The 11,785-nt window shown below is 66.8% G+C and carries 12 protein-coding genes and 1 tRNA gene; 3 read left to right on the top strand and 10 right to left on the bottom strand.

What is annotated here, in order from left to right; all coding sequences use genetic code 11:
* Positions 1–171: 171 nt before the first annotated feature.
* Complete coding sequence (locus tag JHY01_RS26015) at positions 172–1,128, bottom strand: sigma-70 family RNA polymerase sigma factor (RefSeq protein ID WP_205328644.1); 957 nt, start codon at positions 1,126–1,128, stop codon at positions 172–174.
* 603 nt (positions 1,129–1,731) lie between these two features.
* Between JHY01_RS26015 and orn the strand changes: the two genes are divergently transcribed.
* Entirely contained in the window at positions 1,732–2,343 is a 612-nt protein-coding gene (gene orn / locus JHY01_RS26010; RefSeq protein WP_307814592.1) for an oligoribonuclease, read from the top strand.
* Between the two features lie 91 nt (positions 2,344–2,434).
* A tRNA-His gene (locus JHY01_RS26005) sits at positions 2,435–2,510 on the top strand.
* Between the two features lie 65 nt (positions 2,511–2,575).
* Here JHY01_RS26005 and JHY01_RS26000 read toward each other — a convergent pair.
* The 9 genes from JHY01_RS26000 to JHY01_RS25960 all read right to left on the bottom strand — a co-directional run bounded on the left by JHY01_RS26000 (position 2,576) and on the right by JHY01_RS25960 (position 9,723).
* On the bottom strand, positions 2,576–3,052 hold the full coding sequence (locus JHY01_RS26000; protein ID WP_205328643.1) for a DUF1707 domain-containing protein: 477 nt from the start codon (positions 3,050–3,052) through the stop codon (positions 2,576–2,578).
* Between the two features lie 32 nt (positions 3,053–3,084).
* On the bottom strand, positions 3,085–3,591 hold the full coding sequence (locus tag JHY01_RS25995; RefSeq protein WP_205328642.1) for a DUF1707 domain-containing protein: 507 nt from the start codon (positions 3,589–3,591) through the stop codon (positions 3,085–3,087).
* A 24-nt stretch (positions 3,592–3,615) separates the two neighbouring features.
* Complete coding sequence (map, locus tag JHY01_RS25990; RefSeq protein WP_205328641.1) at positions 3,616–4,452, bottom strand: type I methionyl aminopeptidase; 837 nt, start codon at positions 4,450–4,452, stop codon at positions 3,616–3,618.
* 5 nt (positions 4,453–4,457) lie between these two features.
* Positions 4,458–5,093: an adenylate kinase gene (locus tag JHY01_RS25985; protein WP_205328640.1), complete on the bottom strand. Its 636-nt coding sequence runs from the start codon at positions 5,091–5,093 to the stop codon at positions 4,458–4,460.
* A 41-nt stretch (positions 5,094–5,134) separates the two neighbouring features.
* Positions 5,135–6,472, bottom strand: a complete 1,338-nt coding sequence (secY, locus tag JHY01_RS25980) for a preprotein translocase subunit SecY (protein ID WP_205328639.1) — start codon at positions 6,470–6,472, stop codon at positions 5,135–5,137.
* Between the two features lie 252 nt (positions 6,473–6,724).
* The gene (gene rplO, locus JHY01_RS25975; protein WP_205328638.1) at positions 6,725–7,198 is read right to left on the bottom strand and encodes a 50S ribosomal protein L15; all 474 of its coding nucleotides are present in this window, start codon (positions 7,196–7,198) and stop codon (positions 6,725–6,727) included.
* A gap of 2 nt (positions 7,199–7,200) precedes the next feature.
* Positions 7,201–7,383, bottom strand: a complete 183-nt coding sequence (gene rpmD / locus JHY01_RS25970; protein ID WP_106361906.1) for a 50S ribosomal protein L30 — start codon at positions 7,381–7,383, stop codon at positions 7,201–7,203.
* A gap of 11 nt (positions 7,384–7,394) precedes the next feature.
* A complete protein-coding gene (gene rpsE, locus JHY01_RS25965; RefSeq protein ID WP_205328637.1) occupies positions 7,395–8,036 on the bottom strand; it encodes a 30S ribosomal protein S5 in 642 nt (213 codons plus the stop codon).
* A gap of 229 nt (positions 8,037–8,265) precedes the next feature.
* Positions 8,266–9,723 carry an RICIN domain-containing protein gene (locus JHY01_RS25960; protein ID WP_205328636.1) on the bottom strand — a complete coding sequence of 486 codons (1,458 nt, stop codon included), beginning with the start codon at positions 9,721–9,723 and terminating at the stop codon, positions 8,266–8,268.
* A 1,077-nt stretch (positions 9,724–10,800) separates the two neighbouring features.
* Here JHY01_RS25960 and JHY01_RS25955 point away from each other — a divergent pair.
* The coding region (locus JHY01_RS25955; RefSeq protein WP_205328635.1) for a DUF222 domain-containing protein at positions 10,801–11,785 on the top strand (985 nt) is incomplete at its 3' end.

Here is an 11,785-nt window from a genome sequence, read left to right as displayed (position 1 = left end):
CGTCGCCGCCGAACTCAACGGACGCCCACGCAAAACGCTCGCCTGGGAAACCCCAGCCGAGCGCCTCGCTAAACTCATCCACACCAGCGAATAACCAGCAGTGTTGCAACCACCCCTAGAATCCGCCATTCGCCCCGGCCCTCTTCCTATGCGTCTCTAGCGCTCACGCAGTCAAGCCGCCTCGGCCATGACCTGGTCGTTGGCCAGCTCCTTGAGGCGTGCCAGCGCCTGGATCTCCAGCTGCCGGATGCGCTCGCGCGACAGGTGGAACCGGTGCGCGACCTCCGTGAGCGAGTGCTCGCGGCCGTCTTCGAGCCCGTAGCGGGCCTTGACGATCCCCGCCGAGCGCTCGTCGAGGTGGTTGAGCATCATCTCGATGCGCTGGCGCTCCATCCCGGCGAGGACGACGTCCTCGGGGCTGGGTTCGTCGGAGTCGGCGACGAGGTCGCCGAGGTTGGTGTCGCCGTCGTCGCCGATCGGCGTGTCGAGCGAGACGGTGTCCTGGCTCCAGCGGATGAGCTCGTTGACCCGCTCGACCGTGACGCCGAGAGCCTTGGCGACCTGGTCGGGTTCGGGGTCGCCGCCGAGCTCACGGGTGAGCTGGCGGGTGACGTTGCGCATCCGGTTGACGTCCTCGACCAGGTGCACCGGCAGGCGCACGGTGCGCTCCTGCTGGGCGATCGCCCGGCTGATGGCCTGGCGGATCCACCACGTGGCGTAGGTCGAGAACTTGAAGCCGCGCTGGTAGTCGAACTTCTCGACGGCGCGGACCAGGCCCGTGTTGCCCTCCTGGATCAGGTCGAGCATCGGCATCCCGGACCGGACGTAGCGGCGGGCGATCGAGACGACCAGCCGCAGGTTGGCCTTGATGAACTGCTCTTTCGCCTTCGCACCGTCTTCGACCAGACGCTTCAGGTCCTTTTCGGTGGCGTCACCGAAGGTCTCCCCCTCGCCGAGCAGGTGCTTCGCGAACAGGCCGGCTTCGACTGCCTTGGCCAAGTCGACCTCGGCGGCGGCGTCAAGCAGCGGCGTCTTCGAGATCTCATGCAGGTAGACACCCACAAGGTCTCGTTCCTCAGCGACCTCTTCGGTGGTGAGGGTGGGTGTTGTCGTTTGCTCCACGCTCAAGGTCTCCTCCAGCTTCCTCGTCCCCCGACACCGCGTGAACGGTGTACCAGTTACAACGACCGCTTCGTTGCGTGGAATTCCGTGCCCCGGTGTTCGATGCGCCACGGTTACGAAATCGATGCGATTCGGTGGCCCTAGGGCCTTCGCACCGTTTCGAGTACCCGTTTTCATCGGCTAAGCTCGGTTCACGGCTTCCATCTCTGAGACGGGGCCGCATCGGCCTCATGATGTCTCTGAGATGGAGATCACCTCACCTCATCAGAGGCCTGATGACCCGAGTCCTGGTCACGGTATCGTCTCCGGTCTGCTTCATCGCAAACCTTCAATCTCTAGGGGTACACGCGCCCTACCTTGAAAAAGTTGAGAGATCATCTTATTGCGGCCCTAATCACTGCGATCCGGGCCGCAAAGGCGGCGACGCTCTGATACCCGCACCATAGCGGACGGTAGCGGTGACAAGCAACACCTTTCCCAGGCGTTGATGTCCGATTCCGAACACCTCTCGTTCTCTCAGTCTGCGCCCTCCCGAGGGGCCCGTGGGCCGCTTCCGGCAGCGTGCCTCGTAGATCACCTTCCGTGCCCCTTGCGCGTAGAGTTGGGCCGGTGACTGAAGAACGCCTAGTGTGGGTCGACTGCGAAATGACCGGCCTCGACCCGGAGACCGAAGCCCTCATCGAGATCGCCGTACTCGTCACGGAACCCGACCTCACCCCGTTGGACGAGGGCCTCGACATCGTGATCGCCTGCGACGGCGGGACGCTGGAGCACATGGGGGCGTTCGTCGCCGACATGCACGCCAAGTCCGGGCTCACCGACGAGGTGCGGGCTTCGCGGATCTCCTTGCAGGAAGCCGAGAACACGGTACTGGAGTACATCAAGCAGCACGTGCCCGAAGCGCGCACGGCCCCGTTGTGCGGCAACTCGATCGCCACGGACCGCACCTTCATCGCCAAGTACATGCCGCGCCTCGACGACCACTTGCACTACCGGATGGTCGACGTCTCCTCCATCAAGGAGCTCGCCCGCCGCTGGTACCCGCGCGTCTACTACAACCAGCCGCCCAAGGGCCTCGCCCACCGCGCGCTGGCCGACATCAAGGAGAGCGTGCAGGAACTCGAGTACTACCGCCGCACCCTGTTCGTGGAACTGCCCGGCCCCTCGAGCGACGAGGCCAAGGCCGCGGCCGCGAGCATCACCGGGACGGACCGGGACTGAGACGACCGACACCGAACCCCGTTGACAGGAACACCGGAAGCTTGGCTATGATTGTCGCCGGTCCCGGGTTTTCCCCGCGGTACCGGTCTTGGTGGTCGTAGCTCAGCTGGTAGAGCACCTGGTTGTGGTCCAGGAGGTCGCGGGTTCAAGCCCCGTCGGTCACCCCAATGAGAAGAGCCTCGCGGCGATGCCGCGAGGCTCTTTTGCTTGCAGGGGAGCGGACCCGCCGGGCCTACCGGCCCATCCGCTTGCGGCGCAACTCCTCACGGCGCTTGCGAGCGGCCGCCGGACGCTGGATGAACCGCTCGGCGACGGTCAGCGGGACGCCGACGCCGAAGAACGGCGCGGCCACCCACAGCGGCCAGGGGTAAGTCGCGTCGGCGAGCAGGAAGATGATGAGCCAGATCGAGACGCAGATGCCGATCGGGATCGAGAAGCCCACCCACATCCACTTGACCCACTCGGGCGTGCCGAGCTTCTCGGGCTCGTCGGCGTCGAGGATCCGGTGGTACGCGGGCAGGTCCGCGAGGGCGGGTGCGGCCTCGCCGACGGTCTTGGCCGCCATGACCACGTCGACGCGCTTCTCGTACTCGTCCAGGTCCAGGAAGCCCTGGTCGACGGATGTCCGCAGGAGGTCGGCGAGGGCATCGCGCTCGGCGTTGCCGATGCGCATCTCGCTGTCGCCGCCGAAACGTTCGAGGGAGGTCATTCGGGGGGCTCCTTAGGGGTTCGGGGCGGGGGTCAGTGTCCGTGGGGGCCGTGGCCGCCGTGCCGCTCGCGGTCGGGATCGTCGTCGTCGCGATCGCCCCAGCTGCCGCCGACCACCTGCATGATCGTGGCGATGCCGAGGCCGAGGATGGGCCAGATCGGCCAGAAGTACGTGGGTTCGCCGCTGCCGATCCAGGTCGCGGCCCAGATGGCGGTCGTAATGGCGCCCACGGTGACCAGACCGCGCAGCGCCGGGAACCGCTGCATCAGGTTGCCGCGGGGCGCGCGACCGCCGGAGCTCGGGACGGGGGCCTGCGGGGAGCCCGCCGGGGCGACCTCGCCTTCCTTGGGGCGGCCGCCGGGGAGGTCGTCGAAGATGAGGTCCAGTTCGGCGTTCGTCTTCGCCTCGTAGGCGGTCTTGGCGCGCTCGTCGAACTCCGCGAGGTCGATGCGGCCTTCGTCGAGGGCGGCCTGGAGCTGCGCGATCGCCCGGTCGCGGTCGGCGTTCGAGATGCGCAGCTTGCCGTGGTCTTCGGTCACGGTGCCAATTATGGCACCGGTATCCTATTCGGCGCGAGCCGCGCTCGCGGCCGCGTCGCCCAGTTGTTCGACGCCGCCGTCGGGGGCCGTGAGGACCCAGACGCCGTCCTCGCACAGCGCGATGGTGTGCTCGACGTGGGCCGCGATCGAGCCGTCGTCGGTCACGATCGTCCAGCCGTCCGCCAGTTCGGCGGTGTCCTCCGAGCCGAGGGTGATCATCGGCTCGATCGCCAGGGCCATGCCCGGACGCAGCTTCGGGCCCTCGCTGGGGCGCCCGTAGTTGAGGATGTGGGGGTCCTGGTGCATCTCGGTGCCGATGCCGTGCCCGCCGAAGCCCGTCACGATGCCGTACTCGCCCGAGCGGTCCACCGACTCCTCGATGGCGCGGGAGATCCCGCCGAGGCGCTTGGAGGAGGCTGCGGCCTTGATACCGGCCCACATGGCGGCCTCGCAGGCCTCGCGCAGGGCCGTCAGCTCGGGCGAGACCTCGCCGATCTCGACGGTGATCGCCGCGTCCCCGTGCCAGCCGTCGACGATTGCGCCGACGTCGACCGACAGGAGGTCCCCTTCCTTGAGGATCGCGTCCTCGGAGGGGATCGCGTGGACCACCTGCTCGTTCACGGAGGAGCAGATCGAGCCCGGGTAGGGTCCGTTGCCGATGTCGTAGCCCTTGAACGAGGGCACGCCTCCGCAGTCGCGGATCACCTGCTCGGCGATGCGGTCGAGTTCCGCCGTCGTCACGCCCGGCCCGGCCGATTCGCGCATGGCCTGGTGCACCTCGGCCACGACGAGGCCGGCGGTCCGCATCTTCCGGATCTGCTCGGGCGTCTTGTACTGGATCTGCTGGCGACGGCGGAACACGGTGGCTATTCCGCGGCGCCGATGGCGGTGAGGGCCCGCTCGGTCACGTCGGCGACCTCGCCGATGGCGTCGATGCGCACGAGCTTGCCCTGCTCCTCGTAGTAGCCCACGAGCGGCGCGGTCTGCTCGGCGTAGACCTTGAGGCGGTTCTTGATCGTCTCGGGCTGGTCGTCGCTGCGCTGGTACAGGTCCTCGGAGTCGGGGTCCGCGGGCGGGTCGAACTCCAGGTGGTAGACCTTGCCGGTCGACTTCGAGACGCGGCGGCCGGACAGGCGGCGCACCACCTCGTCGTCGCTGGCGACGAGCTCCAGGGCCAGGTCGAGGGCCACGCCCGCCGATTCGAGGACCCGGTCGAGGACCTTGGCCTGCTCGGTGTTGCGGGGGTAGCCGTCGAGCAGGAAGCCGCCCTTGGCGTCGTCCTGGGCCAGACGGTCGGCCACCATCTCGTTGGTGACCTCGTCGGGGACGAGGTTGCCGGCGTCCATGTACTCCTTGGCCTTGAGGCCCAGCGGAGTGCCGCCGGAGACGTTCGCTCGGAAGATGTCGCCCGTGGAGATCTTGGGGACGCCGAGCCGCTCGGCGATGATCTCCGCCTGGGTGCCCTTGCCGGCCCCGGGCGGGCCTACGAGTACCAGTCGCACAGTTGTTCCTCCCGTGTGGTGCCTATGAAGATGTTCCTGCGTCAGCGGAGGAAGCCTTCGTAGTGGCGCTGCATCAGCTGGGACTCGATCTGCTTGACCGACTCCAGGCCGACGCCCACCATGATCAGCACCGAAGTGCCGCCGAACGCGAACTGCGCGAACAGCTGCTGGTTACCGAACGCGATGATGGCCAGATTGGGAAGGATAGCGATCGCGGCCAGGTAGAGCGAGCCCGGGAAGGTCAGGCGTGACAGGACTCGCTGCAAGTAGGTCGCGGTCGGGTTGCCCGGGCGCACGCCGGGGATGAACCCGCCGGCCTTCTTCATGTTCTCGGCGACGTCGTCCACCTTGAAGGTGATCGAGACGTAGAAGTAGGTGAAGAAGATGATGAGCAGCGCGTACAGCGTGATGTACACCCACGAGCCCTGGTTGAGCAGGTAGCGGTCGATGAAGCCGACCCACGACGAGTCGCTGTTCTGGTTGAGCTGGCGGAACAGCGTCGGGATGTACAGCAGCGAGGAGCCGAAGATGACGGGCACGACGCCGGCCTGGTTGACCTTGAGCGGGATGTAGGTCGAGGTGCCGCCGTACATCCGGCGGCCGACCATCTTCTTGGCGTACTGCACCGGGATGCGGCGCTGCGACTGCTCGATGAAGATGACCGCCACCATGATCGCGATGCAGAGCCCGATGATCACGGCGAACATGAACCAGCCCTCGGACTTCTGCAGGGACCAGAACTGGCCCGGCATCTGCGCGGCGATCGAGGCGAAGATCAGGAGGCTCATGCCGTTGCCGACGCCGCGCTCGGTGATCTGCTCGCCGAACCACATGATGATCGCGGTGCCCGCGACCATGACCGCGACGACGGAGACGATCGTCAGCCAGTACGGGATGCTCACTTCCGAAGCGGACAGGTCCGGGAGGATCTCGTCCGGGCACTCGGCCTGGAACAGGATGCCCGAGCGCGCCAGCGCGATGTAGCCGGAGGCCTGGAGCAGGGCGAGGCCCAGCGTCAGGTAGCGCGTGTACTGGGTGATCTTGACCTGGCCCGGCTGGCCCTCCTTGCGGAGCTGCTCGAGCCTGGGGATCACGACCGTCAACAGCTGCATGATGATCGACGCGGTGATGTACGGCATGACGCCGAGTGCGAAGACCGAGAGCTGGAGGAGCGCTCCACCGGTGAAGAGGTTCAGGAGCCCGAAGACGCCCGCCTCATCGGTGGGCTGCATGTTCAGGCAGGTCTGCACTGCCGCGTAGTCCACGCCGGGACTCGGCATCTGCGCACCAAGACGATACAGTCCGATGATCATCAAGGTGAACAGGATCTTCTTGCGCAGATCGGGGGTCCGAAACGCGCTGATGAAGGCGGAGAGCAATGCGGTTCCTCCTGAACAAGACCCCCTGGCGGGGCCCATGGTGCTGCGGGGCAACACCTTTCGTAACCAGTGGGCGTGTGTAGTTCGTAGCGAGAGCGTCACACGCCCGAGGAAGACGGTGGTCCTCGCCATGGGAGCCTAGCAGGCGCATTCGGACGCAGAGTATTCGGCATTCATTACGACGAAACGGGCCGGAGTTCCCTCCGACCCGTTTCCCGAATCGCTTGTTCGAACAGGCGACGCCCAGCGCGATTACTCGCCCAGGGCCTCGCCGGTCTTCTTGTCGACGACGGTGGTCGAACCACCGGCGGCGGCGATCTTGTTGACGGCGGAAGCCGAGAAGGCGTGGGCCTTCACGTCCAGCTTGACGCCTTCGAGCTCGCCCGAGCCGAGGACCTTGATGAGCTCCTTCTTGTTGAGGACGCCCACCTCGATCAGCTGCTCGGGACCGACCTGGCCGCCCTCGGGGAAGAGCTCCGCGAGGCGGTCGAGGTTGACCACGGTGTAGACGAGCTTGTTGTGCGGCTTGAAGCCCTTGAGCTTCGGCAGACGGATCTGAAGCGGCTGCTGGCCGCCCTCGAACCCGGCCGGCACGGTCTTGCGGGCCTTGGTGCCCTTGGTGCCGCGGCCGGCGGTCTTGCCCTTCGAGCCCTCACCGCGACCGACGCGGGTCTTGGCCTTCTTGGCGCCGGGGGCGGGCTGCAGGTCATGAATGCGGATAGCCATGACTACTCGACCTCCTCGACGTCGACCAGGTGACGGACACGGTGGACCATGCCGCGGTACTGCGGGAGGTCCTCTTTGTAGACGGTCTGGCCGATCTTGCGCAGGCCGAGCGTCTGGATGGTCGCACGGGCCTTCGGCTTCTCGCCGATGACCGACTTGTGCTGGGTGATCTTCAAACGTGCCATGTCGCTAACCCCTAAGCCTTCGCGGCCGCGGCGGCCTCGGCGCGGGCGCGCAGCAGACCCTGGGGAGCGATGTCCTCCAGCGCCATGCCGCGGCGGGCCGCGACGGCCTCCGGGGACTCGAGACCCTTGAGCGCGGCCACCGTCGCGTGGACGATGTTGATCGCGTTCGAGGAGCCCAGGGACTTCGACAGGACGTCGTGGACGCCGGCGCATTCGAGCACGGCGCGCACGGGGCCGCCCGCGATGACACCGGTACCCGCGGAGGCGGGCTTCAGGAGCACGCGGCCGGCCGCGTCCTCACCGAAGACCTCGTGCGGGATCGTGCCGCCGATGCGGGGGACCTTGAAGAAGTTCTTCTTCGCCTCTTCAACGCCCTTGGCGATGGCGGCGGGAACTTCCTTGGCCTTGCCGTAGCCGACACCCACGTTGCCGTCGCCGTCGCCGACCACCACGAGGGCGGTGAAGGCGAAGCGCCGGCCGCCCTTGACGACCTTGGCGACGCGGTTGATGGTGACTACGCGCTCGACGTGCGGGGACTTCTCGGCGCGGTCGCGACCGCGACCGCCCTCGCGTCCGCCGCGCCCGCCGCGACCGCCGCGGCGGTCGCCGCCGCCGTCCCGGCCGCCGGCGGCAGCTTGCTGTTGATCAGCCACGAGACTGATTCCTTTCGTTCGCTCAACGCCAGCCCGAAATAGAGCTGACTCGCATGGAATATCCGACTTCGAGAGCCGGAGACGCTGCACCTAGGCGCAACCTCTCGATTATGCCTGGTCAGGGGTGCATCGGCGAACGGCGGGGTCGGGCTGAGGCCGGGGACACAGCAGGACCGCCGCCGGCGCTGCGAAGCCCACCGGCGGCGGTCCTTGTATGTGGAGGGCGTGCCTAGAGGCCGGTCACGTCCCATTGCTGGTTGGCGGCGCCGGTGCAGGTGCTCTGCACGATCGCGGCGCCGTTGGCGTTCGAGGCGGCCTGGAGGCAGAGCCCGGAGTGCTGGGCGACGATCGCGTAGTTGCCGTTCGCGGACGCGCGCAGAGAGAAGCGCTGGTTGCCTCCGGCCCAGCAGCCCCATTGGCCGACGGGGGCGCCGCTGGCGGTGGCCTGGTCGAGCACGTCCCAGCATTTGCCGGTGGCGGTGTTGGCGACCGAGCCGACCTTGGAGCCGGGGTAGACCGGGTCGAAGGTGAAGGCCTGGGGTGCGCCGTTCCAGCAGTCGTACTGGATGAGTTCGGCGCCGTTCGTGCCGGAGCCGCCGGGGACGTCGATGCAGCGGCCGGAGGCGGCGTTGACGAACTTGGTGGCGTAGGGACTGCCGTCCTCGGAGCCGACGACGCCTTGGATCGTGCCCGCGGCGGCGTCGATGTTGAGGGTGGAGTACCAGGTCAGCGTCATGGAGGTGTTGCTGGGGAAGCCGATGGGGAGCCAGACGTACTCGCTGTCCATGGGTTTGCCGCCCCATTGGGGGCCCCAGCGGTCGCCCATGTAGAGGTAGCTGGTGCCCGCGGTGCCCTGCACGGTGGTGACGAAGGTGGACTGGGAGCCGTAGGTGGTGGAGTTCCCGGCGTTGGTCCAGCCGGACCAGGCGCCTTCGGGGAAGTTCGTGGTGGTGGCGTACTGGGTCTGGTTGGCGTTCCAGCCGGTCGCGCCGGAGGTGACGATGAAGTAGACGCCGTTGCGCTGGAACACGGCCGGGGCCTCGCGGTGGTAGCCGTCGAAGACGTAGACGAGCTCGTCGATGGCGAGGTAGTCGGGGGTGAGGCGGTAGACGTTGAGGTCGTAGTTGACGTCGGCGGCGGAGATGAGGTAGCCGGTGCCGTCGGTGTCGACGAAGAGGGTCATGTCGCGGGAGTCGTACCCGGCGGGGCGGAAGGACCCCTGGTAGGCGTAGTCGCCGTCGACGGTGTCCGAGACGGCCACGGCCACTTCGGCGTCGCCGTAGTCGACGCCGTTCTCCTTGTGCGCCCAGAGGACGTACTTGTCGGTGGCGGCGTTGTAGATGACCTTGGGGCGTTCGATGTTGGCCGGGGAGAGGTCGGGGTGGGATTCGGCGCTGAGGATGTCGTTCTCGAACGTCCAGTTCACGAGGTCGGTGGAGGAGTACATGCTGACCTGGTCGAAGAGGTAGCCGTCGCGCTGCTCGCCGACGAGGTAGTAGGTGCTGCCGACTTTGAGCATCCCGCCGCCGTGGGCGTGCATGAGGTTGCCGGAGGTGTCGGTGATGGTCTGGCCGTTGTCGAACGCCACGGGCGCGGCCGTGGCGGGGGCCGGGGCGGCGAGGCCGAGGGCCGTGGTCACGAGGGCTGTCGCGGCGGCGAGGGCGCCCAGCCGCTTGCTTGTTGACATCGTCGTCTCCTTCACGAGCGCCCCGAGAGCAGGGGCTGATCGAATCATCTCGATATTTGCACAGATTCCATCCCTTGTAAAGACCCTTCGTATAACCGGTATACGAACCAAGACTTTCGCAGCATCCGGGAACCCGATAAAGTCACTCCAAAGTCATCACTCGAACGGGCGGGTCTTTCTGTCGGCAGATCGACTCCCGGGAAGGCGCATTGCCGTCGCGGCTTGCTCGATGCAATCGGAAGCGCACGACGTGCGACGATTTCCTTATCATGCAAAAGGGACATTTGACTGCGGGCGATGACTGAACACACCTGAGACGTAAGCCGATAGGATCGACTACCTGCCGATACTCCGCTAGCACGGTCAGAACAAGCCGTTCGGCGGCAGCAGGGCCGCAAGCTTCGATGCCCCCGCGGCACTCTTCACGGTATTACCAAAACCCACATCCCATGCGTACGGCAATTTCTATTGAGGATGAGTCGATGCGTTCATCCGTCGCGCCAAATGCAGGCTTGTCAAATGCATCGGCACCGTCCGCACATGAAGCGGACCACCCGATTCTCAATCGCAGGCGCCCACCTGCTCATCGAGGGCCGTGTCGTCGCCAGCCCCACGGCCGTACTCGCCCAGCTCGGCGGCGTCTGACTGCCCCTGCCACTCCTGCTCGCGACCCACGCGGCATGGGAGGGGTTGTGCCTCAACGGATTCGCTGGCGCATTCCTTTCCATGGGGTCCCATGTGGTCGGCGTGCGGTTCCTGTTGGCGGACGTGCGATAGCGGGTTGCGGCGCCGTTTCAATTGAGGTTCAGGCGGGCAGCGACAAAAGGGTCGCATGGTGGTGGGGTGTGCGGTGCGGCTGCACGGCAGCGCCGGGACCGGGACGACGGAGGCCCATTTGGCCCCTGGTTTGCTTTGCGCCCCAGGCGGAGTGGGGGGTGGCGGGTGGCGTGAGTGTCCCTCATGGAATGTTCACCCGGTTGGGTGATGACACCGCTACAACATTCTGTCATCATTGAACTACGAACAAGGAACCGAAAACAGGCAGGACATTCGAGAATCGGTGAGGAGGCGAGACCCATGGCCGCATGCAACACCCACACCACCCCGGTCACTCCGGTCCTCCCCGCCGCCTCGCTCCTCTCCGCTTCCCCTGACCGCCGCTCCCAGGCTGCGGCGATCCGCTCGACCCTCGATGAGGCCGCCGCGGGGATCAACGCCTTCCACGCCCAGGTCCTCTCTGCGGTGATCGCGATGAAGGAGGCGAACCTGCACCGCTCCGAGTTCGGGTTCTCCGCCCTCCGCGACCTGCTCCTGTCCCAGTTCGACTTCACCTTCAACACCGCCAGCGCCATCGCCGCCATCGCGCGGCTGTCGGGGAAGTTCCGTCTTCTTGCTTCGGCGGCGGTGTCGGGGAGGGCTCGGATTGACCAGGTCGCTTACGCTGTCCGCCAGCTTGACCAGACCCCGGCGATGCGCGTGTTCGCCCGCACTCCTTTCACCGCCCCGGTCGTCTCCCCCTTCGACCCCGAGACCCTCTGCGCGACGCCGGAGGCGATGGTGGTCGAGTACTGCGCTCATGCTTCCTTCAAGGACCTGCAACGTCACCTCGAGGGGCTGTGGGCCGCGATCGCCGAGGAGACCGAGCTTCTTGATGGGCTCGGCGAGCAGTCGATGCAGCGCCTGGAGTTGATCGAGTGCGGTAACGGTATGTGGGCGCTGGAAGGGCACCTCTCGAATGCGACCGGGCGGATGCTCGACAAGTACCTGCAGACCGCCTGCCCGCCACCCCGCCAAGACGAGGGCGACCCTGAGGACGGCGGTCTGCTGCCCCCGCAGGCCAACCGGCACGCCGAGGCCCTCCACCAGCTCCTGGCCGGGTACGGGTCCTCCCCGCAGGCGGCGACCCGGCACGGGCACACCGCCACCCTCAACCTCACCGTCGACATCGAGACGCTGCAGGGCAAGGACACCGGCCGCCTCCCCCTCCTGGAAGGCCAACCGATCAGCCTTGCGCGGGCCCGGCTCCTGGCCTGCGAGGGCGTCATCATCCCCTCGGTGTTCA

Origin of the sequence: Glycomyces sp. YM15, assembly GCF_016918015.1 — a bacterium.
Lineage (GTDB): Bacteria > Actinomycetota > Actinomycetes > Mycobacteriales > Micromonosporaceae > Glycomyces.
This window is presented reverse-complemented; position numbering and strand designations above follow the sequence as displayed.